Raw genomic sequence first — 20,903 nt, 5'->3', positions numbered from 1 at the left:
CCGCCGCTACATGTCGCAGCCCACCCACATCCGCGCGACCGCGCCGGACGACGAGGGCGCGACGGTGGCGAACACCACGCAGCACGTCTTCCGCGCGCATTCCCTCGACAAGCCCGAGCTGGTCTCCCGGATCCTCCAGGCCGACGGCCGGGGCCTGGCGATGATCTTCTGCCGCACCAAGCGCACCGCCGCCGACGTGGCGGAGCAGCTGGAGCGGCGCGGCTTCGCCTCCGGCGCCGTGCACGGCGACCTCGGCCAGGGCGCCCGCGAGCAGGCGCTGCGCGCCTTCCGCAACGGCAAGGTCGACGTCCTGGTGTGCACCGACGTGGCCGCCCGCGGTATCGACGTCGAAGGCGTCACGCACGTCATCAACTACCAGACGCCCGAGGATGAGAAAACCTATCTGCACCGCATCGGCCGCACCGGCCGCGCGGGCGCGTCGGGTACCGCGATCACCCTCGTCGACTGGGACGACATCCCGCGCTGGCAGCTGATCAACAAGGCGCTCGACCTCTCCTTCAACGACCCGGAGGAGACCTACTCGACCTCCCCGCACCTCTACGAGCTGCTGGGCATCCCGGCCGGCACCAAGGGCATACTGCCCCGGGCCGAGCGCACCCGGGCGGGTCTGGACGCCGAAGAGGTCGAGGACCTCGGCGAGACCGGCGGCCGCGGCGGTGGCCGCAGCGCCGGCGGCCGGGGCCGTGGCGGACGCGCGGGCAGCGCGCCCGCCGCCGAGGAGCGCCAGCCCCGCGCACCGCGCACCCCGCGGCAGCGCCGCCGGACGCGCGGCGGCCAGTCCGCCGGCGCGGAAGGCGCCGAGAACGCCGTGGCGGGTACGGAGACGGCCACCGAGGCCGCCGATCCGGCCGCGGGCGGACCGCGTACTCCGCGCCGCCGGCGCCGGACGCGCAGCGGTGCCGCCGGGTCGGCCGTGACGCCGGTGACGCCCGCGGACGGCACGGCCGAGGCGGTCGCACCGGTCGCCGAGGCGGCTCCGGCCGCTCCGGCTCCCGCGCCCGCCGTCGAGGCCGAGGAGGCCCCGAAGGCCCCGCGCCGCCGGACCCGCAAGGCCGCCGCACCGGCCGCGGAAGCCGTCGCCGAGGTCGTCGCCGAGCCGGTCACGCCCGTCACGCCCATCGCCGAGGAGGCCCCCGCGGCTCCCCGCCGCCGGACGCGCAAGGCCGCGGCCGAGGTGCCCGCCCCGGCGGAGGCCCCCGAGGCCGCCGCCGACGAGGCGCCGAAGGCCCCGCGCCGCCGGACCCGGAAGGCCGCCGCGTCCTCCGAGGTGCCCGCGCCCGCCGCGGCGCCGGAGGGCGAGGAGGCCCCGAAGGCTCCGCGCCGCCGCACCCGCAAGGCCGCCGCCACCGTCGAGCAGGACGCCTGACGGCCCGGCGAGGTCACACCGAGCACCCCCGGCCCCATCCGGCCGGGGGTGTTTCCTTTCGCGCGGCGACCCGAGCGGCAACCTGTCGGACATATGCACCGCGTAATCTCGCTGCATGAGCCGACCGACCACGCTGGATCTGCCGGCGCACGCCTCGGCGCGCCGCCTGGAGACCTCCCGCGGTTCCTTCGCCGCCCTGGACGCCCCGCCCGCTCCCGAGGCACCCGGCCTTCGCGGCACAGCGCTGCTCGTCCCCGGTTTCACGGGCAGCAAGGAGGACTTCCTCGACCTGCTCGCCCCGCTGTCGGCGGCGGGCTTCCGGGTCGTCGCGGTGGACGGCCGCGGCCAGTACGAGTCGGGCGGCCCGCGCGACGAGGCCGCGTACGCGCAAGGGCGGCTCGCCGCGGACGTCACCGCGCAGGGCGCCGCGCTCGCCGCCGACTCCGGCGGGGCCCCGCTGCATGTCCTGGGCCACTCCCTGGGCGGCCACATCGTCCGGGCGGCACTGCTCGCGGACGGCCCAGGCCCGTGGTCGTCGCTCACCCTGATGAGTTCGGGCCCGGCCGCGATCACCGCGGCCCAGCAGGTCAGGACGCAGCTGCTGATCGACCACCTGCCGACCATGGACATGGAGACGGCCTGGTGGGCGATGCGCTCGCTGGACGCGGAGGGCTCCGACACCCCGTCGGGCAACGTCGTCGAGGCCCCCGCCGACGCGGGCACGGCATGGCTCGACGACTTCCTGCACCGCCGCTGGGTCGGCACCGTTCCCGAACAGCTGATCGCCACGGCACGCCAGTTGATGACAGAACGGGATCGAGTGGCGGAACTTGCCGCCATACCGCTGCCGAAGCTCGTACTGTCCGGAGAGGTGGACTACGCCTGGCCGGTCCCGCTGCTGGACACGATGGCGGAGCGGCTGGGCGCCCGGCGCGTCGTCGTCAAGGGCGCGGAGCACTCCCCCAACGCCGAACGGCCGGCCGAGACGGCTGCCGCGCTCGTGGCGTTCTGGACCGGCGTATCCGCCGCGGCGGATAAGTAGTCGGCGCCGCACAGATTTTTATTTAGGGTAGGGAATGTTTTGAAGGGGGTGTTCGTTGACCACACATGTAACGAGGGACGAAGGGAGAAGCCCCATGCGCTTCGAGATCATGCGACTTGACGATCGGAACGGCGACGCCGTGGACAGCACCGTGGTCGACGCCTCCGCGGTCAACAAGATCGTGCAGCAGGCTGCCGCCCTCGGCCAGCGCATCTACATCCGCCCCGCCGAAGGCCTCGCGGACTGACGCCGACCGATCGCCGACACGCACGGCGCCCCGTACATCAGGTTCGTACGGGGCGCCTTCGCATGTCCGGGCGCGGTATCAGCCGCCCTGGCCGTGCACGAAGCCGAGGACGCCGTTGGCGACGGACTGCACGGCGATCGCCGACAACAGCATGCCGGACAGCCGCGTCACCAGCACCACACCGCCCTCCTTGATGACCCGGATGATCGCCAGCGAGTAACGCATCGTCAGCCACAGCACGACATGCATCGCCAGGATCGCCAGCCACACGGAGGTCTGCTCCGCGAAGCCGTCCGCCTTCTGCACGGCCAGGATCACCGTGACGATCGCCCCCGGCCCCGCGAGCAGCGGCATCCCCAGCGGCACGAGCGCGACGTTCACGTCCCGCGTCTGCGTCGGCTCGTCCGCCTTGCCGGTCAGCAGGTCCAGCGCGATGAGCAGGAGCAGCAGCCCGCCGGCGACCCGCAGCGCGGGCACGGACACATGCAGGTAGTCCAGGATCTGCTGCCCGCACAGCCCGAACACCACGATCACCCCGAACGCGACGCATGCGGCTTGCGCCGCCATCCGCCGCTGGACCTTGGTCGCCCGCCCCGAGGTGAGGGCGAGGAAGATCGGCGTGATGCCGGGCGGGTCCATGATCACGAACAGCGTGAAGAACACGGACCCGAAGAGGGTGAGGTCGAACATGGCTGAGCTTTCGTCGTGAGCTGAAGGTGTTGTGTGGCCCTACGCGGGCGGGCGGGCGGCTGCCCCGCGGGGCGAGCGTTTTCAGGGGCGCGTGGGGGTACCTCCCGGGCGAAGCTCCGGGGGAGAACTGCGCGAGCAACCACCCACGGCGGGAAGGTCCGGCGGCGGCAGAACGAGGCACCCCGTGCGGCAAGGGCACCCGGCGGGAGGCTAGACCGCGGAGATGGGCTCCGCCCCCGTCGCGCGGGCGGCGATGTCGGCCAGCACCTCCGGAGGAGTCGTGCAGGCCCCGAGGGGCACGGTCTTGCGGGACCCGTGGTAGTCGGACGAGCCCGTCGCCAGAAGACGAAGCTCACGCGCGAGCCCGCGCAACCGCTCGCGCGTGGCGGGCTCGTGGTCGACGTGGTCGACCTCCAGTCCGTCGAGCCCGGCGGCGGCCAGTTCCGCGATCACCTCGTCCGGCACGGTCTCGCCGCGCTTGTGCGCGCCGGGGTGGGCGAAGACGGTCACGCCGCCCGCGGCCTTGACGAGGCGGACCGCCTCGAAGGGGTCGAACTCGGCCTTCTCGACGTAGACGCGCCCGTCGTTGGCGAGCCATTCGGAGGTGAAGGCGTCGGAGACGGTCGGGACGACGCCCAGCTCGACCATGGCGGTGGCGATGTGCGGGCGGCCCACGGAGCCGTCCCCGGCGATCCGGGCGACCTGCTCCCAGGTGACGGGCACGCCGAGTTCCTGGAGCTTGGCGACCATGCCGCGGGCGCGCGGCACACGGTCGTCGCGGACCAGTTCGCGCGCCTCGTGCAGCCGCGGCTCGGCGGGGTCGAAGAGGTAGGCCAGCATGTGCATGCTGATGCCGCCGACGCGGCAGGACAGCTCCGCGCCGGTGACGAGGGTCAGGCGGGTGCCGGCGAGCGCGGTGGCGGCCTCGGCGTGCCCGGCGACGGTGTCGTGGTCGGTGAGGGCGACGACGTCGAGCCCGGCCGCGGCGGCGTTGCGTATCAGCTCGGCGGGGCTGTCGGTGCCGTCGGAGGCCGTGGAGTGGGTGTGCAGGTCGATGCGCACGGCACGGGCTCCCGGAAGACGGCGCGGACAGCGGACGAAGCCAAGGATAGCGTCCGTCCGGGCCTGCGATTCGCAGGTGTCGTGCGGGTCAGGCCAGCAGCCTGGGGGTGAGCGCGCCGCAGGGCAGCAGATCGACCTCGGCGCCGGCGTCCCGCAGATCGGTGAGGACCAGCTCGTCGTACATCAGCAGACCGGTCTCCTCGGGCCAGACGATGGCCCACAGCCACAGCCCGCGGGCCTCGCCGGCGAAGACGACGCGGTCGGCGGGGGCGCCGCCGACGTGCCACAGGGCGGTGGGGCGGCCGGCCGCGAGGACCTTGGCATGCGGGGGCTTGTCTACGCACATGCCGGGGCCGGGGTCGGGGCCGTCGATCCCGGCGTAGCGGGCGCCGAGGCCGACGCCCAGTTCCTCGGCGACGAGCATGAGTTCGCCGGGTCCGCCGAAGGGTCCGGGTCCGGAGCAGGCGACGGCGGTGGCGCGGCCGCCGCTGCGGTCGTCACCGGCGGAGGCGACACCCGAGAAGAGCCAGCCGACGGGCAGCGGCCACGGCATCCACACCGGTACCTGCGACCGGTGGACGACCACGCCGAGGCCTTCGACGCTCGGCGGGACGACCGGTTGCAGCGGATACACGGTGCCGTGCACGTCGCACTGCCAGGAGTCGGCGAAGAGGCCGGGCGCCCTGACCCTGCCACCGCACTTCGGGCAACTGGGTTCGCCCCTCATAAATCCCCACGGTCCTCCAGCCGCGTGCCCGCGTCAAGGACGATCACCCGTCCGGAGGGCGGGTCCGTGGCGCGGACCCGCACCGGAGATTACGTGTAGGTTGCATTAGTTGCTATAGCCAACCTAAACTGAATGCACACAGCAACTACTCCGACCGTCCCGGCCGTCCGCCGGGCCAGAGGGGAACGCGGGTCATGCAGCCAGGCACCGACACCGAGGGCATCGAGGGCACCCAGCACACCGAGAACGCCGCGAACACCGAGAACGCCGAGGACATGGCGCACGAGAAGGTGAGCCTGCTGCGCCAGCCCACCGCCGTGTGGGCCACGGCCGGCGCCGCCGTCGTCGCCTTCATGGGCATCGGCCTCGTCGACCCGATCCTGCCGTCCATCGCGAAGGGCCTGGACGCCTCGCCCAGCCAGGTTTCCCTGCTCTTCACCAGCTACTTCCTGATCACCGCGGTCGCGATGCTCGTCACCGGCTTCGTCTCCAGCCGCATCGGCGGCCGCAAGACGCTGCTCGGCGGCCTCGCGCTCGTCGTCGTCTTCGCGGCGCTGGCCGGCACCTCCGACAGCGTCGGCCAGCTCGTCGGCTTCCGCGCGGGCTGGGGCCTGGGCAACGCGCTCTTCGTCTCGACCTCGCTCGCCGTCATCGTCGGCGCGGCCACCGGCGGCGCCGCCTCGGCGATCCTGCTGTACGAGTCCGCGCTCGGCCTCGGCATGGCCTGCGGGCCGCTGCTCGGCGCGGTGCTCGGCGACATGAAGTGGCGCTACCCCTTCTTCGGCACCGCCGCACTCATGGCCATCGGCTTCGTCGCGATCTCGCTCTTCCTGAAGGAGCAGCCCAAGCCCGCGCGGCGCACCTCGCTGCTGGACCCGGTCAAGGCCCTCGGCCACCCCGGACTCGCCTCCGCCGCCGCGTCGGCCTTCTTCTACAACTACGCCTTCTTCACGGTGCTGGCCTTCACGCCGTTCGTGCTCAACATGTCGCCCTACCGCTCCGGCGCGGTCTTCTTCGGCTGGGGCGTGCTGCTTGCCGTCTTCTCGGTGCTGATCGCACCGCGGCTCCAGGCCCGCTTCGGCTCGCTGCGGGTGGTGGGCGCCTCGCTCGTCCTGCTCGCCGCGGACCTCGTCGTCCTCGGGTACGGGTCGCACACCACGGCGATCGTCTGCACGGTGCTGTCGGGTGCGTTCATCGGCGTCAACAACACGGTGTACACCGAGCTGGCGCTCGGGGTCTCGGACGCGCCGCGCCCGGTGGCCAGCGCGGGCTACAACTTCGTCCGGTGGTTCGCCGCGGCGGCGGCGCCGTACCTCGCGCCGAAGATCGAGGAGTGGTCGGACGTGCACATGCCGTTCGTGGTGGCCGCGGTCGCCGCCCTGGGCGGCGCGGCCGTCGTCGGGGTGCGCCGCCGCCACCTCGCGGTCGAGCCGCACCCCGTCCCGGTGCCCGCACCGGCCCTGACCCCGACCCGGTAGGGGCTCACGGCCGCGCCGCGCTACGCGGAAAGCGGCACCGCCCGGCGGACCGGGTCCGTCAGGTCCGTGGCGTGCTCGGCCCACAGGTCTCGCAGGGCCTGCGGGCCCTTCGCGCGCTTGAAAGCCGCCTCCGCCGGGGTGAGGGGGACGAGGGGGAAGAAGCGGACCGGGTCGCGGGGGGCGGGGAGCGGGAGGTCGGGGACGGCTTCGCCGGGGGCGGTGGCGAGGAAGGCCATGAAGGGGGCGCCGGGCCACAGGGGTCCGCCGAAGTCCAGCGTGTTGCCGTCCGCCAGGACGAGGCCCTCGACCTGCGGGGACGCCGCCGCCGTGGCGAGCGCGCGCAGGACCGGCGAGGTGTCCGCACGCCCGGCGCGTACGGTCAGATGGACCTCGGCGCGCGGCCCGCGCAAGGGGTCGGTGACGGAGGCGAGCGGATCGGCCATGGGCTGGGCCGACATGCCGAGCGTGGCGTAGCGGCGCAGCTCCCCCTGTGTGAAACGCAGCACCTCGATGCGTTCGGCTCCGAGGAACGTCACCGACGCGCGGGCGTCGGGTTCGCCGAAGACGGAGCGGAGGCGTTCCTCGACCGTGTCCAGAATGTCACCCATGCGGGGAGCATAGAACGCGTTCGGATCGCACATGCGGCGCGGTGGGCGTACCCTCAGCTTGCTAAAGTGTGGCGTTCGCGAAGTCATCCCTCAGCGGGGACTGGCCGGAGGAGGTGGGGACTGACATGGATCCTAGTCGACCGTGCAGTACCGGCCGCTCTTCCCTTGCCGCCGCCCCGCACGCAGTGTGACCCGCTGAGCCTCCCGCGTTCCTTACCCGGCCCGTGCGCCGTGAAACGCGGATCGTCACGGCCTGTCCGCCCGCGGAGCGTTCCGCTTCGGGAGAGCGCGCCCTGAACTGCCTGTGATCACCCAGTTCTGATCCACATCAGCAGCTTTTCAGTTCAGTGCGGCGTGATGCCGTCGGCCAGTCCGTGAAGGAGCTTGCCATGTCGATGATCCGTGACCTTCGCGCAGTCGTACGTCCTGCCCTGCGCAAGTCCCCGGCGAACCACGACTACGGCCCGACACGTGACACCGCGACGGCCACCAGCGCCGTCGTGGACTGCGCGGTCTACCGCGACGGGGTGCGCTGCCCGGACGTCGTCGGGCTGCGCGAGGCGCTCGCCTCGGTACGGGCCGGCCGCTCGTCCGACCAGTGCGACGGCAGCGACGGCTTCGTGTGGATCGGTCTGCACGAGCCGACCGAGCAGGAGTTCGCGGGCATCGCCGAGGAGTTCGGCCTGCACCCGCTGGCCGTCGAGGACGCGGTGCACGCCCACCAGCGGCCCAAGCTGGAGCGCTACGACAACTCGCTGTTCACCGTCTTCAAGACGATCCGCTACGTCGAGCACGCCGAACTCACCGCGACCAGCGAGGTCGTGGAGTCCGGTGAGGTCATGGTCTTCACCGGCCGGTATTTCGTCATCACCGTGCGGCACGGCGGCCACGGCTCGCTGCGGGCGCTCCGGCACCGGCTGGAGGACGACCCCGAGCTGCTCGCCAAGGGCCCCTCGGCGGTGCTGCACGCCATCGCCGACCAGGTCGTCGACGACTACCTGGCCGTGTCCGACGCGGTGCAGGACGACATCGACGAGGTCGAGATCGACGTCTTCTCCGCCGAGCCCGGCAAGTCCTCGCGCGGCGGCGACGCGGGCCGCATCTACCAGCTCAAGCGCGAGGTGCTGGAGTTCAAGCGCGCGGTCTCCCCGCTGCTGCGGCCGATGCAGCTGCTGGGCGAGCGGCCGATGCGGCTGGTCGACCCCGAGATCCAGAAGTACTTCCGGGACGTCGCCGACCACGTCGCGCGCGTCCACGAGCAGGTCACCGGCTTCGACGACCTGCTCAACTCGATCCTCCAGGCCAACCTCGCGCAGGCCACCGTCGTGCAGAACGAGGACATGCGCAAGATCACCGCGTGGGCCGCCATCCTGGCCGTCCCCACGATGATCACCGGCGTCTACGGCATGAACTTCGACCACATGCCCGAGCTGCGCTGGCGGTTCGGCTACCCGATGGTGCTGGGCGTCATCCTGGCCATCTGCTACACCATCCACCGCGGCTTCCGCCGCAACGGCTGGCTGTAACCAGGCCCTACGGCTCGCGGCGGACGTCCGCGAGCACCACGAGGGCCAGGCCCGCGAGGATGACCACCAGCGCCGGATACGCGGCGGCGGGCGGGGTCTGGCCCAGCCACAGCGCGGCGATCAGCGCCGCGCCCGGGGTCTCCAGCAGGATCGCCGTCGAGGTCGTCGACGGCCCGAGACCCCGGACGACCCGGTTGAGCAGCGAGTGCCCCAGCAGCTGCGCCACGACGGTCAGCGCGGCGATCTTCAGCCAGCTCCGCCCGTCGTACCCGCCGAGCGCCGACCCCGACACCAGGCAGGCCACGAGCAGCGCGAACGCGGTCGTCGAGTAGCAGACGTACGTGTACGCGGTCGTCGTCGCCGTCCGCCGCACCTCCGAGCCGAGCAGCATGTAGACGGCCGCCGCCAGGCCCGCGGCGAGCGCGAGCGCGTCCCCCGCGAGGGCGCGGGTGTCGGTCGACATGTCGATTCCGGTGAGGATCAGCACCCCCACGACCGCGAGCGCGGTGCCCGCCCACACCAGCGCGGGCGGGCGGTGGCCGCGCAGCCGCAGGATCAGCGTCGTCCAGATCGGGGTCGTGGTGACCAGCGCGGTGGAGGTCGCCACCGACGTCATCGTCAGGCTCGGCAGCCACAGCCCGAAGTGCAGCGCCAGTACGAGACCGGCGGCGCCGGAGAGGGTGAGCGCGCGGCGCCCCATGCGGCGCAGCTCGCCGCGGTGCCGCCACAGGGCGACGGGGGTGAGGACCCCGACCGCCATCGCGTTCCGCCAGAAGGCGATGGCCAGGGCGGGGGCCGCTGTCGCGGCGATGAGCGGGGCCGACATGGAGACGCCGGCGATGGCGACGCCGAGGAGGGCGAGGTCCGCCCCCCGGCCGGCGGGTGCGAGATCCCCGCCGGGGGCCGCGGTGGTGGCTGTGCCCTTGCCCGCGGGCGCGGTGGGGGTGGTCTGCGGGGCGGTCACGGGGCTCCTGGCGGGGGCTGCGTCGTTCGAGGGGGGGCCGCCACCAGGGTAAGGCCCGTTCGTGGGCCGAGCACCTGTCTTTCGGCTGCGCCGGTGGGGATGCGGGAGGGGGTGCCGCTCTCGGGCGCTGGCGGAGAACGCGTATCGCCGTGGCCGGTCGCGCGGTTCTCCCCCGGAGCCTCGCCCGGGAGGTACTGTCGGCGCCCCTGAAAACGCCCGCCGCCCGCCCTCTACCCTGGCCGTATGACGTCGACGCCCTCCGCCGAAGAAATGGCCGCCGCTCTTGTCGAGGAGGGGGTCAAGAAGTCGGGGCTGGTGTGGGTGGAGGGGCAGGCCGTGTGGCACGTGTGGGGGGACGGCGGGGCGTACGTGCTGTGCGGGGGGCCCACCGAGCAGCCGGTGCCGCCGGGGCTGGCGGACGGGGCGGTCGTGGGGGTCACCGTGCGGAGCAAGGACAAGGGCGGGCGGCTGGTCCGGTGGCAGGCGCGGGCCGCGGTCGTACCGGCGGGGTCCGAGGCGTGGCACGCGGCGGTCGGGGAGTTGCGCGGCAAGCGGTTGAACGCGGCGGACGCGGATTTTGTGGACGAGCGGTGGGCCCGCGAGTGCACCCTCTTCCGGCTCACCCCGCAGGGCTCTCCCGTGGAGGGTCCGGGCGCCGTGCCGGACGGTTCGGGTGCGGCTCCCCCGCGGCCGACGCCCGCGACGACCCGCGAGCCGATCCCGGCGGGGCTGCCGCGGCTGCTGGCCCGGCGGCGGCCGCGCGGCTGAGCTACTTCTTCGCGGAGGCGGAGGCCGAGGCCGACGCGGAGGGCTTGGGCGTGGCCGTCGTGCCGACCGTCTTCCCGTAGTCGACGACCTGCGACGTGCCGGGCGCCGCGAGGGTGAAGTCCTCGCCCCAGTCGGACAGGGTGAGCGTGCCCGCGCCGCCCGCGCGCTGGTAGCGCAGCGGGTAGGGGGTGCCCTTGAGGGAGACGTCGAGGCTGCCGCCCTTGGAGCCGGTCAGCTCGATGGTCTTGGTGTCGCCGACCTTGCGGTGGTCGCCGACGCCGAGCGTGCCGTCCACCACGAAGAGGTCGGAGAGCAGCACCTTCTTGTCGGTGAAGCCGCTGAACTGCTGGTAGGCCGGGTCGCCGGGCGGCACCTTGACGTACTTGCCGTTGAGTTTGGCCGCCGCGGCCCGGCTGTCCTTGTCGTCGCCGCCGTCGCCGTAGAAGTCGGCCCCGGCCTTGAGGTAGAGGTCGTCGCCGACCCGCAGCAGCTGGAAGGTGTCGCCCTTGGTGGTGACCTCGCCGACCCCGCCGTCGGCGCGCAGCCGCATGTCGAGGCGGTAGGTCTGGCCGCCGCTGACGACCGTGCCGGTCAGCCGTACGGCGTCGGCGCCCGCCGCGGCGGCGCTCGCCTGCTGCTCGATGGTCTTCGCGGGCAGCTTGCCGACGCCGTTGGTGCCGGCGTCCGGGTCCCCGCCCAGGCCCAGGCAGCCGCCGAGCAGCGGCGCCGCGGTCAGGCCCGCGAGGACGGCGGCGGCCTGGCGGGCAGTCCTACGGGCGGTCCTGCGAGCGGGAAACACGTGGGCTCGAACCCCTCGGTGACGGCGGCGGCGGGCGTGGCTGAAGCTACCGCACCGTACCCCGCCGGAGCACCCGTCCTCCCCGGCGAAAGGTCCCGGGGACGCTGCACAGGGGGCGTTGCGGGGGCTTTCGTACGGCGCGCAAGATCGGCACGGGTTAGCCTTGCGGGGAGTGGCGGCGCGGATCCGGTGAGGAGGCCCGATGGTCGCAGGCACCCCGCGGGTCTTCGTGTCCCATCTGGCGGGCGTCGCGGCCTTCGACCCCAACGGCGACGAGGTCGGGCGGGTCCGGGACGTCGTGGTGATGCTGCGGGTGGGCGGGCGCCCGCCGCGCGTGCTGGGCCTGGTCGTCGAGGTCGTCGGGCGGCGCCGGATCTTCCTGCCGATGACCCGGGTGACGGGTGTGGAGGCGGGCCAGGTCATCACCACGGGGGTGCTGAACGTGCGGCGTTTCGAGCAGCGGCCGACCGAGACGCTGGTGCTCGGCGAACTGCTGGACCGCCGGGTGCGCTGGATGCCCGACGGCGGGGCCGCGGAGGGCGCCACGGAGGGTACGGCGACGGGCGAGGACGCGGGCGAGGAGGTCACCGTCCTCGATGTGTCCATGGCGCAGCTGCCGGCCCGCAGGGACTGGGAGATCGACAAGGTCTTCATCCGCCGCGGCAAGTCCGGCGCCCTGCGCCGCAAGGGCGAGGCGCTCACCGTCGACTGGTCGTCGGTCAGCGGCTTCCGGCTCCCCGAGGGCGAGCAGGGCGCGGAGAACCTGGTCGCGACCTTCGAGCAGCTGCGCCCCGCCGACCTCGCCAACGTCCTGCACCACCTGTCCCCCAAGCGCCGCGGGGAGGTCGCCGCGGCGCTCGACGACGACCGGCTCGCCGACGTCCTGGAGGAGCTGCCGGACGACGACCAGGTGGAGATCCTCGGCAAGCTCCAGGAGGAGCGCGCCGCGGACGTCCTGGAGGCGATGGACCCCGACGACGCCGCCGACCTGCTGGCCGAGCTGCCCGACCACGACCAGGAACGGCTGCTGGCCCTGATGCGCCCGCAGGACGCGGCGGGCGTGCGGCGGCTGCTGTCGTACGAGGAGCGCACCGCGGGCGGGCTCATGACGACCGAGCCGATCGTGCTGCGCCCGGACGCGACGGTCGCCGACGCGCTCGCCCGGATCCGCAACCCCGACCTGTCGCCCGCGCTCGCCGCGCAGATCTACGTGTGCCGGCCGCCCGACCAGACGCCCACCGGCAAGTACCTGGGCCTGGTGCACTTCCAGCGGCTGCTGCGCGACCCGCCGTTCACGCTGCTCGGCGCGATCGTCGACACCGACCTGCGGCCGCTCGCCCCGGACACCGCGCTGCCGTCGGTGACCAGCTTCCTGGCGACGTACAACATGATCTCCGCGCCGGTGGTCGACGAGAGCGGCGCCCTGCTGGGCGCGGTGACCGTCGACGACGTCCTGGACCACCTGCTGCCCGAGGACTGGCGGGAGACCGAGCTGCACGGCACCGGGCCCGCCGCCGACACCACGGCGGAGGCGGACGATGGCCGCTGACGACCGCGACCGCGCCGGGGCCCGGAACCCCGCGGGGGCCACCGCGCCGCCGCGCGTCCGGGTGCGGCTGGACCAGCCGCGCGACGTCCGGCGCCGCTGGCTGCCCGCGTACGACCCGGAGGCCTTCGGCAACCTCTCCGAACGCGTCGCGCGCTTCCTCGGCACGGGGCGCTTCATCGTCTGGATGACGGTCGTCATCATCATGTGGGTGCTGTGGAACGCCTTCGGGCCCAGCGACCTGCGCTTCGACCGCTACCCCTTCATCTTCCTGACGCTCGCGCTGTCGCTCCAGGCCTCCTACGCGGCCCCGCTGATCCTGCTGGCGCAGAACAGGCAGGACGACCGGGACCGGGTCAACCTGGAGCAGGACCGCAAGCAGAACGAGCGCAGCATCGCCGACACCGAATACCTCACGCGCGAGGTCGCCGCGCTGCGGGCGGGCCTCGGTGAGGTCGCCACCCGCGACTGGATCCGCTCGGAGCTGCAGGACCTGCTCAAGGAGATCGAGGAGCGCCGCCCGCACCCCCGCGAACGGGACCGTCCGCACGCCGCGCGGGGTGACGAAGCAGACGGACGGGGCCGCTGATCCGCCCTCCGCGCCCGCCGTACCATCAACGTATGGCTACCACCACGTACGGCTCGGGCACCGCGCCGGCCGCCGCACCGACGGACGAGGCCGTGCGCTCCGCACTGGCCACGGTGAACGACCCGGAGATCCACAAGCCGATCACCGACCTCGGCATGGTCAAATCCGTGGACATCACCGCGGACGGCGCCGTCGCCGTCGGCGTTTACCTCACGGTGTCCGGCTGCCCGATGCGGGACACGATCACCGAGCGCGTGACGGCGGCCGTCGCCGCCGTCCCCGGTGTCGCCTCGGTGCGGGTCGAGCTGGACGTGATGAGCGACGAGCAGCGCCGCGGGCTCGCGGAGACGCTGCGCGGCGGGCAGGCCGAGCGGGAGATCCCCTTCGCCAAGCCGGGCTCGCTGACCCGGGTCTACGCGGTGGCCTCCGGCAAGGGCGGCGTCGGCAAGTCCTCGGTGACGGTCAACCTCGCGGCGGCGATGGCCGCGGACGGGCTCAAGGTCGGCGTCGTGGACGCGGACATCTACGGGCACAGCGTGCCGCGCATGCTCGGCGCGGACGGGCGCCCCACACAGGTCGAGAACATGATCATGCCGCCGTCGGCCAACGGGGTGAAGGTCATCTCGATCGGCATGTTCACCCCCGGCAACGAGCCGGTCGTCTGGCGCGGACCCATGCTGCACCGCGCGCTCCAGCAGTTCCTCGCGGACGTCTACTGGGGCGACCTCGACGTGCTGCTGCTCGACCTGCCGCCCGGCACCGGTGACATCGCGATCTCCGTCGCCCAGCTCATGCCCAACGCGGAGATCATCGTCGTGACGACCCCGCAGCAGGCCGCCGCGGAGGTCGCCGAGCGGGCGGGCGCGATCGCGGTGCAGACGCACCAGAAGATCGTGGGCGTCGTGGAGAACATGGCGGGCATGCCGTGCCCGCACTGCGACGAGATCGTCGAGGTCTTCGGCACGGGCGGCGGCGACCGGGTCGCCGAGGGCCTCACCCGTACGACGGGCGCGGCCGTGCCGGTGCTCGGGCGCATCCCCATCGACGTCCGCCTGCGCGAAGGCGGTGACGACGGCCGCCCGGTGGCTGTCGCCCACCCCGACTCCCCCGCGGGTGCCGCTCTGCGCGGCATCGCCTCGAAGCTGAGCGCGCGCCAGCGCGGTTTGTCCGGGCTCTCCCTGGGGATCACCCCGCGCAACAAGTTCTGACCCTCCGCGGGCCTCGCGTCCAGCCCTCCGGGCTGCCTGTTCCGGTCGCCCCGGGACCGTCCGCCGGCGGTGGGCCGGCCGCGCAGTTCTCCCCCGGGCTCCGCCCGAGAGGTGCCCCCAGGGGCGCGTGGGAGAACTGCGCGACCGGCCACGACGGCGGGCTGGTCGCGACGCCCACCGCAAGGGGCACCCCGGGGCGGCCTGGGCCCCCGCTGGAAGCGCTACGCGGCGTCGTACGCGCGGATGTCGGGGATGGCCGCCAAGGCCAACCCGTACGCGCTCATGCCCCGCCCGAACGCGCCGAGGTGGACGCCCGCGGCGGAACCCGCGAGGACCCAGCCGTACTCCGATTCGCGGTAGTGGAAGGGCGTGGGCTCGCCGTCCACCGGAAGGGTGAGCGCGGCCCAGCCGGAGCCGTCGAGGTCGTCGGCGAGTTCCCACGCCGTGGCGGTCTGCTGGTCGAGCCAGTCCTGCCGCAGGGCGCGTTCCATCGTCGTGGGCCAGGTGCAGGCCAGCAGGCCGGAGCCGGCCAGCCAGGCGGCCGAGGAGACGGACGTGGCCTCCAGCAGCCCGGTGCCGTCCGGTGTGCGCCTGCGGGGCCGCTGGGCGACCGTCATGACCACGGCGAAACGCCGGCTCTCGTCCGCGGGGTCGGCCTTGAGCGTGGGCTCGTCGCCGTGCCCCGTCGAGCCGTACTCGACCGTGCTGTCGCCGCTCGTCCCGACCGTGTGCAGCCAGCGGCGCCCGGTGAACGCCTCGTCCAGGCCGTACCAGGGGAAGTCGGCGGTCAAGTAGCCGTCGACCGCGCTGCGCGCCGTGCCGGTCCTGGTCTCCATGTGGGTCGCGCCTCCTCGAAGTGCCCTTCTGGGCGACGCCATCTTGCCCGACCCTGGGTGGGTTCGGGGGCCGAAACCGCGTGGGGTGACGGCGAACACACGGACAATGACCACTCGATAGGGTGAAATCGCGCGTTCAGGTTGACGCCCGGACGGTGCCGCGCGACCCGGGCCGCGGGTGGGTGAGGGGCCCTCAGGTCGCGTCGGAGTCGTACGGCGGCGTCTCGTCCTCGGCCAGCTTGTCGCGCTTGCGCAGCCGGTCGGGGGTGCCCCCGCCCGTGCCGGAGGAACCCTTGGAGCCCGTACCGGAGGAACCCGCGGAGGACGAGCGCGCGGCAGCGGTGTCCGTGCCGTTGACCGCGTCCGTGACCTCGGCCATCTCCTTGCGCAGATCCAGGCTCTTGCCGAGGTCCTGGAGCTCCTTGAGGCCGTACTCGTCGTCGTCGCTCATCAGGTTCTTGCGGATGAACGTCTTCGGGTTGAGGTCCTCGAACTCGAAGTCCTTGAACTCCGGACCCAGCTCGCGGCGGATGTCCTCCTTGGCGCTGTCGGAGAACTCCCGCACCTTGCGGATGAACGCCATCGCGTCCTGGATGACCTTCGGCAGCTTGTCGGGGCCGAAGACGAGCACGGCGATGACGACGATCGCGACCAGCTCAAGCGGGCCTATGTCGAAGAACACCGTGCAGCTCCTTGGGACGTCCGCAGCCGGGGGGCTGTGTCCGGCGCACTTACGTTACCTGCCCACGTGGGCGACGCGGGAGTGGCTGCCGCCAACCCTACGTTGAAATGAGCTGACCATCACGTAAAGCATGCTGCTCAGCGCACCGCGGCGGGTCCGCCGGCGGTGGTCGTGGGGGTGACCGCTATCGCTGCGGCGGCCGACCGCAGCGCCACCGAGGTGACCGAGGGCACGCTGCCGGGCGTCGCGACCGCCGACGGGGACGGCGCGACCCTGGCCTGCCGCATCGTCCGCCGCTCGCGTACGTCCAGCAGGTCGCGGGGGGTGGTGCCGTGGGTGTCGGTCACCGAGTTGGCGCTGAAGGGGGTGACGGCGGGCCCGTCGTCGGGGTGGGCCCCGTTGTCGACGCCGGCCTCCATCGGGAGGGCGCCGCCGAGCGCGATGGCCGCCATCGAGAAGGCGCCGGCCGCCGCGAAGGCGAACCGCCGGCTGAAGGACGCCTGGGCCGCGGCCACCGCCGCCGCACCGCCGCGGGGTGCCGCCTGGGGGCGCACGGGGACGTCGAGCGGGGTGCGGTCGGCGCCGCCGGTCAGGCCGCGGGCCGTCTCGTGGATGCGGAAGCCGCGCGCGCCCCGGCCCTCGCCGGGTGCGACCAGGTCGCGGCCGGGGCCGAGGTACGAGGGGCGGCGGGTGCCGGTGCCGAAGACGTCGGAGCCGAGCAGGCTGCTGTCGAAGGGTCCGGGCCCGTCGCCGGGCCCGGGGAGCGCGCGCAGGTCCGCGAGGCCGGGAGGACCGCCCTTGGGGTCGCCGCCGGGGCCTTCCGGGCCGTCGGGGCCGCACGCCGCGAGACCCTGGAGCCTGGCGAGCAGGCCGGAGGGGATCGCGGGCAGCGCCGAGGCCGCCACGACGCTCTTGAGGTGGCGCTGCTCGGTGGCGGCGGCCTTGCACTGGGGGCAGGTCGCCAGATGGGCCTGGACGCGGTCCCGCGCGTCGTCCGCCAGCTCGCCGTCGACGAACGCGGCGAGCCGGTCGCCCAGGTGCTGCTCCGCGGCGGCGGCGCGCTTGTCGCGCGGGTCGCCGGAACCGCTGCTGCTCACGCTCTGCCGCCCTCCTGGCCAGGTTGCGGTGCGACGGCAGCGAGCGCGGGAACGTCGGCCGGTGAGCCGGCGGGCCGGGCGCCGGGCGCCCGGTGTTCCAGAGCCTTGCGCAGGTGGGAGCGTCCCCGGTGGATCCGGCTCCGCACCGTACCGAGCTTCACGCCGAGCGTCGCCGCGATCTCCTCGTACGACAGCCCCTCGATGTCGCACAGCACCACGGCGGCCCGGAACTCCGGCGCGAGGGTGTCCAGCGCCTGCTGGACGTCGGCGTCGAAGTGGGTGTCGTTGAAGTGCTGCGCGGGGGACGGCTCGCGGCTGGGCAGCCGCTCCGCCGCGTCGTCACCGAGGGCGTCGAACCGGATGCGCTGGCGGCGCCGCACCATGTCCAGGAACAGGTTGGTGGTGATGCGGTGCAGCCAGCCCTCGAACGTGCCGGGCGTGTAGGTGGACAGGGAACGGAAGACCCGCACGAAGACCTCCTGGGTGAGGTCCTCCGCGTCGTGCTGGTTGCCGGTCAGGCGGTAGGCCAGCCGGTAGACCCGGGCACTGTGCGTGCTGACGATCTCCTCCCACGAAGGAGGCGTCCACGCCTGAGGGTCTCCGTCGGCGGCGAAGGTCGCGGTCGGGGAGTCGTTGTCGCGTGAACGGTCGTCTGCAGTGTTGGTCACGGATTTCGGCTGTCCGGCGGACCTGCGAAAGCGCAACAGCACCTTCCGGTCACCGGCCGCAGCCGCACCTCCCCTGTCGGCTCTGGTGGTGTCCAGTAGAGCCTCTACCATAGCCACCTCGCCCGTTAGCTCCGGATAAATGCACTGCTGCCTCCGGGCCGGGAACCCGCTCCGCTGTCGCGGACTCCCGCCCTTGTGCCTTCTCCCTAGCTAACGCGCGGTCCCATCAGCGGGTTCCCCGCGTCAACGGATACAGTCGCCCGGACGGTCCCCGTACGGCCCCGCGAGGCCACGCACGGCCACCCCCGGCCGGCACGGTGAGCACAGTCAGCGCAGGGCACGGCAGGCGGGAACAGTCGGCTACGAGGAGAGGGCCATTACCGGCAACCGGCAGGCGAGCTGGGCGTTCGCCGACGCGTTCGTCGCCGAGGACGACGCCCTCATACGCGCCAGGGCCCGCTCGCACGCGTCCGGGCTGCGGCCGGTCTCCCCCGGCACCGGCGCGGCCCTGCGGCTGCTGGCCGCGGCCTGCAACGCGAAGTACGTCGTCGAGATCGGCACCGGCGCCGGTGTCTCCGGCGTCCACCTGCTGCGCGGCATGCGCGGCGACGGCGTGCTGACCACCGTCGACACCGAACCGGACCGCCAGCAGCTGGCCCGCGAGGCGTACCGCGAGGCCGGCTTCGCCGCGAACCGCTCGCGCGTCATCCCCGGCGCCGCCCTCGACGTCCTGCCGCGCCTCACCGACGGCGCCTACGACCTCGTCTTCTGCGACGCCGACCGGCTGGAGTACCTGGAGTACCTGGACGAGTCGCTGCGGCTGCTGCGCCCCGGCGGCGTCCTGTGCTTCGAGGGCGCCTTCGGGCAGGGGCGCGCGCTGGACGCCGCGCACCACGACATGGAGTCGATGCGGCTGCGCGAGCTGATGCGCGCGGTACGGGACCACACCCGGCTCTCACCGGTCCTGCTGCCGACCGACGACGGGCTGCTGTGCGCGGTGGCGCAGTAGCCGTCCGCCCCCGGCGGCACCGGTGAAAGACCGGCCCGGTGAAAGAACGGGCCCGGTGAAAGACCAGCGGCCGCGTACGCGGGGCAACGCCCGGTACGCGGCCGCGAAGGCTGGGGACCGCTGGTCTCAGACGATGGCCTTCTTCAGCGCATCGCCGAGGGCATCCGCCTCGTCCGGGGTCAGCTCGACAACAAGCCGCCCGCCGCCCTCGAGCGGAACGCGCATGATGATGCTCCGCCCCTCCTTGGTCACCTCGAGCGGGCCGTCACCCGTCCGCGGCTTCATGGCCGCCATGCTCGTTCCCCTTCCTGAAACCAGCTCGGACTCGAACACATTGGTTCTCGGCCATTATCCCGCATCCACCAGCCCGATGACCAACAGCGGTGGCACTCCGTTCCACAATCGACACCCGCGTACGCCCGCATTTCGGTCACCCGGTCCGGCATTCTGGCCTGGACCGTTGCCGCGACGAAGGGGCTGAAGCCATGGCCGACCACGTGCTGTACGAGGTGTCCGACGGGCTCGCGACCGTCACGCTGAACCGCCCGGAGGCGATGAACGCGCTCGACACCGCCACGAAGGTCGCCCTGCGCGACGCCCTCCAGGAGGCCGCCGCCGACCAGGCGGTACGCGCGGTGCTGCTCACCGCGAACGGCAAGGCCTTCTGTGTCGGGCAGGATCTGAAGGAGCATGTCGCGACGCTGGAGGCGGGCGGCGGGATGACCACCGTCGCCGACCACTACAACCCCATCACGCTCGCCATCGCGACGATGCCCAAGCCCGTCGTCGCCGGGGTCAACGGGGTCGCGGCCGGGGCGGGCGCGGGCTTCGCCTTCGCCGCGGACTACCGCGTCGTCGCCGACACCGCGTCCTTCACCACGGCTTTCGCGGGCGTCGCCCTCTCCACGGACTCCGGGATGTCCTGGACCCTGCCGCGCCTGGTCGGCCAGGCACGGGCCGCCGACCTGCTGCTCTTCCCGCGGCCCGTGCCCGCCGTCGAGGCCGCGGCGATCGGCCTCGCCAACAGCGTCGTGCCCGCCGCGGACCTCCCCGCGGAAGCCCTCGCCGTCGCCCGCACGCTGGCCGCCGGGCCGACCCGCGCGTACGCCGCGATGAAGCGCGCGCTCGCCTTCGCCGCGGGCCACACCCTGGAGGAGTCGCTCGCGCTGGAGGCCGGACTCCAGAACGAGGCCGGGGCGACGTCGGACCACCGCGAGGCGGTGTCGGCGTTCGTGGCGAAGCGGGCGCCGGGGTTCGCGGGGCTCTGACGGTCCGCCCTCAGCGGGAGCCGCAGCCCGCCAGGTGGTCGTTGACCAGGCCGCAGGCCTGCATCAGGGCGTAGGCGGTGGTCGGGCCGACGAAGCGGAAACCGCGGGTCTTCAGGGCCTTGGCCAGGGCGGTGGACTCCGGGGTGACCGCGGGGACGTCGGCGGTCGTGCGGGGGGCCGGGCGGGAGGCCGGGTCGGGGGCGAAGGACCAGATCAGCGCGTCCAGGCCGCCGTCGTCGCGCAGGGCGCGGGCGGCGGCGGCGTTCGCGACGGCCGCGTCGATCTTCGCGCGGTTGCGGATGATGCCGGGATCGGCGAGCAGCCGCTCCCGGTCGGCCGGGCCGAACTCCGCGACCGTGTCGATCGCGAAGCCCTTGAAGGCCGCCCGGAAGCCCTCCCGGCGGCGCAGGATCGTGATCCAGGACAGCCCGGACTGGAAGGCCTCCAGGCACACCCGCTCGAAGAGGGCGTCGTCCCCGTGCACGGGGACGCCCCACTCGTGGTCGTGGTAGTCGACATAGTCCGGCGTGGACAGGCCCCACGGGCAGCGCGCGATCCCGTCCTCGCCGGTCACGACACCGCCGGGCTCACTCACCGGCGCCGCCGCCGTGGCCGTGGCCCGGCTCGCCGGGGCGCGGGTCGTCCTTGGTGAGGGACGTCACGGGCGCCTCGCCGCCGGTGACGGTCGCGCGCAGCCGGTCC

23 protein-coding genes are annotated in these 20,903 nt (G+C 73.4%); 11 read left to right on the top strand and 12 right to left on the bottom strand.

Going from position 1 to position 20,903, the window contains the following annotated elements:
- From ACWERV_RS35130 to ACWERV_RS35120, 3 genes are all read left to right on the top strand, one after another.
- A partial coding sequence (locus ACWERV_RS35130) for a helicase-related protein (RefSeq protein WP_452940809.1) occupies positions 1–1,387 on the top strand: 1,387 nt, incomplete at its 5' end.
- 115 nt (positions 1,388–1,502) lie between these two features.
- Positions 1,503–2,429, top strand: a complete 927-nt coding sequence (locus ACWERV_RS35125) for an alpha/beta fold hydrolase (RefSeq protein WP_452940807.1) — start codon at positions 1,503–1,505, stop codon at positions 2,427–2,429.
- 109 nt (positions 2,430–2,538) lie between these two features.
- Complete coding sequence (locus tag ACWERV_RS35120) at positions 2,539–2,676, top strand: hypothetical protein (protein ID WP_398183456.1); 138 nt, start codon at positions 2,539–2,541, stop codon at positions 2,674–2,676.
- Between the two features lie 78 nt (positions 2,677–2,754).
- Here ACWERV_RS35120 and ACWERV_RS35115 read toward each other — a convergent pair whose 3' ends face one another.
- From ACWERV_RS35115 to ACWERV_RS35105, 3 genes are all read right to left on the bottom strand, one after another.
- On the bottom strand, positions 2,755–3,366 hold the full coding sequence (locus ACWERV_RS35115) for a MarC family protein (protein WP_398182822.1): 612 nt from the start codon (positions 3,364–3,366) through the stop codon (positions 2,755–2,757).
- A gap of 210 nt (positions 3,367–3,576) precedes the next feature.
- A complete protein-coding gene (locus tag ACWERV_RS35110; RefSeq protein WP_452940805.1) occupies positions 3,577–4,428 on the bottom strand; it encodes a PHP domain-containing protein in 852 nt (283 codons plus the stop codon).
- An 88-nt stretch (positions 4,429–4,516) separates the two neighbouring features.
- On the bottom strand, positions 4,517–5,155 hold the full coding sequence (locus tag ACWERV_RS35105) for a DUF6758 family protein (RefSeq protein ID WP_398182816.1): 639 nt from the start codon (positions 5,153–5,155) through the stop codon (positions 4,517–4,519).
- Between the two features lie 275 nt (positions 5,156–5,430).
- Here ACWERV_RS35105 and ACWERV_RS35100 point away from each other — a divergent pair, with 275 nt between their 5' ends.
- Positions 5,431–6,633 carry an MFS transporter gene (locus tag ACWERV_RS35100; RefSeq protein ID WP_452940813.1) on the top strand — a complete coding sequence of 401 codons (1,203 nt, stop codon included), beginning with the start codon at positions 5,431–5,433 and terminating at the stop codon, positions 6,631–6,633.
- A 20-nt stretch (positions 6,634–6,653) separates the two neighbouring features.
- On the opposite strand, the gene ACWERV_RS35095 is transcribed toward ACWERV_RS35100, so the two are convergent.
- Positions 6,654–7,241 (bottom strand): suppressor of fused domain protein, encoded by a 588-nt coding sequence (locus ACWERV_RS35095; RefSeq protein ID WP_452940803.1) that lies wholly within the window; start codon positions 7,239–7,241, stop codon positions 6,654–6,656.
- A gap of 389 nt (positions 7,242–7,630) precedes the next feature.
- Here ACWERV_RS35095 and ACWERV_RS35090 point away from each other — a divergent pair, with 389 nt between their 5' ends.
- Positions 7,631–8,767, top strand: a complete 1,137-nt coding sequence (locus ACWERV_RS35090) for a magnesium and cobalt transport protein CorA (RefSeq protein WP_398182806.1) — start codon at positions 7,631–7,633, stop codon at positions 8,765–8,767.
- 7 nt (positions 8,768–8,774) lie between these two features.
- Here ACWERV_RS35090 and ACWERV_RS35085 read toward each other — a convergent pair whose 3' ends face one another.
- Entirely contained in the window at positions 8,775–9,731 is a 957-nt protein-coding gene (locus ACWERV_RS35085) for a DMT family transporter (RefSeq protein WP_452940801.1), read from the bottom strand.
- 243 nt (positions 9,732–9,974) lie between these two features.
- On the opposite strand from ACWERV_RS35085, the gene ACWERV_RS35080 reads away from it, so the two are divergent.
- Positions 9,975–10,499 (top strand): hypothetical protein, encoded by a 525-nt coding sequence (locus ACWERV_RS35080; RefSeq protein ID WP_398182800.1) that lies wholly within the window; start codon positions 9,975–9,977, stop codon positions 10,497–10,499.
- A 1-nt stretch (position 10,500) separates the two neighbouring features.
- On the opposite strand, the gene ACWERV_RS35075 is transcribed toward ACWERV_RS35080, so the two are convergent.
- Complete coding sequence (locus tag ACWERV_RS35075) at positions 10,501–11,298, bottom strand: hypothetical protein (protein WP_452940799.1); 798 nt, start codon at positions 11,296–11,298, stop codon at positions 10,501–10,503.
- A 202-nt stretch (positions 11,299–11,500) separates the two neighbouring features.
- Between ACWERV_RS35075 and ACWERV_RS35070 the strand changes: the two genes are divergently transcribed.
- Genes ACWERV_RS35070 through ACWERV_RS35060 form a run of 3 tightly spaced genes read left to right on the top strand, consistent with a single transcriptional unit; the run spans position 11,501 to position 14,641 of the window.
- Positions 11,501–12,847 carry a magnesium transporter MgtE N-terminal domain-containing protein gene (locus ACWERV_RS35070; RefSeq protein WP_398182794.1) on the top strand — a complete coding sequence of 449 codons (1,347 nt, stop codon included), beginning with the start codon at positions 11,501–11,503 and terminating at the stop codon, positions 12,845–12,847.
- On the top strand, positions 12,837–13,433 hold the full coding sequence (locus tag ACWERV_RS35065) for a DUF1003 domain-containing protein (RefSeq protein ID WP_398182791.1): 597 nt from the start codon (positions 12,837–12,839) through the stop codon (positions 13,431–13,433). The genes ACWERV_RS35070 and ACWERV_RS35065 overlap by 11 nt, the downstream gene beginning before the upstream one ends.
- Positions 13,434–13,465: 32 nt before the next feature.
- Positions 13,466–14,641, top strand: coding sequence for an Mrp/NBP35 family ATP-binding protein (locus ACWERV_RS35060; RefSeq protein WP_452940797.1), 1,176 nt, complete (start codon positions 13,466–13,468; stop codon positions 14,639–14,641).
- A gap of 221 nt (positions 14,642–14,862) precedes the next feature.
- On the opposite strand, the gene ACWERV_RS35055 is transcribed toward ACWERV_RS35060, so the two are convergent.
- The 4 genes from ACWERV_RS35055 to sigE all read right to left on the bottom strand — a co-directional run bounded on the left by ACWERV_RS35055 (position 14,863) and on the right by sigE (position 18,035).
- A complete protein-coding gene (locus ACWERV_RS35055; protein WP_398182786.1) occupies positions 14,863–15,477 on the bottom strand; it encodes a hypothetical protein in 615 nt (204 codons plus the stop codon).
- Positions 15,478–15,670: 193 nt separating this feature from the next.
- Complete coding sequence (locus ACWERV_RS35050; protein WP_452940794.1) at positions 15,671–16,159, bottom strand: sec-independent translocase; 489 nt, start codon at positions 16,157–16,159, stop codon at positions 15,671–15,673.
- A gap of 137 nt (positions 16,160–16,296) precedes the next feature.
- Positions 16,297–17,256 carry a zf-HC2 domain-containing protein gene (locus ACWERV_RS35045; protein ID WP_452940793.1) on the bottom strand — a complete coding sequence of 320 codons (960 nt, stop codon included), beginning with the start codon at positions 17,254–17,256 and terminating at the stop codon, positions 16,297–16,299.
- Positions 17,253–18,035 carry an RNA polymerase sigma factor SigE gene (gene sigE / locus ACWERV_RS35040; RefSeq protein ID WP_398182777.1) on the bottom strand — a complete coding sequence of 261 codons (783 nt, stop codon included), beginning with the start codon at positions 18,033–18,035 and terminating at the stop codon, positions 17,253–17,255. The genes ACWERV_RS35045 and sigE overlap by 4 nt, the downstream gene beginning before the upstream one ends.
- Positions 18,036–18,300: 265 nt before the next feature.
- Here sigE and ACWERV_RS35035 point away from each other — a divergent pair, with 265 nt between their 5' ends.
- Complete coding sequence (locus ACWERV_RS35035; RefSeq protein ID WP_452940811.1) at positions 18,301–18,933, top strand: O-methyltransferase; 633 nt, start codon at positions 18,301–18,303, stop codon at positions 18,931–18,933.
- Between the two features lie 126 nt (positions 18,934–19,059).
- Here ACWERV_RS35035 and ACWERV_RS35030 read toward each other — a convergent pair whose 3' ends face one another.
- Complete coding sequence (locus ACWERV_RS35030) at positions 19,060–19,227, bottom strand: DUF3117 domain-containing protein (RefSeq protein ID WP_073493047.1); 168 nt, start codon at positions 19,225–19,227, stop codon at positions 19,060–19,062.
- Between the two features lie 191 nt (positions 19,228–19,418).
- Here ACWERV_RS35030 and ACWERV_RS35025 point away from each other — a divergent pair, with 191 nt between their 5' ends.
- On the top strand, positions 19,419–20,201 hold the full coding sequence (locus ACWERV_RS35025; protein ID WP_452940790.1) for an enoyl-CoA hydratase-related protein: 783 nt from the start codon (positions 19,419–19,421) through the stop codon (positions 20,199–20,201).
- A 10-nt stretch (positions 20,202–20,211) separates the two neighbouring features.
- Here the strand turns inward: ACWERV_RS35025 and ACWERV_RS35020 are convergent, their stop codons facing one another.
- Positions 20,212–20,796, bottom strand: coding sequence for a DNA-3-methyladenine glycosylase I (locus ACWERV_RS35020; protein WP_398182769.1), 585 nt, complete (start codon positions 20,794–20,796; stop codon positions 20,212–20,214).
- Between the last annotated feature and the right edge of the window lie 107 nt (positions 20,797–20,903).

It is taken from the genome of Streptomyces sp. NPDC004031, assembly GCF_053604375.1.
This window is presented reverse-complemented; position numbering and strand designations above follow the sequence as displayed.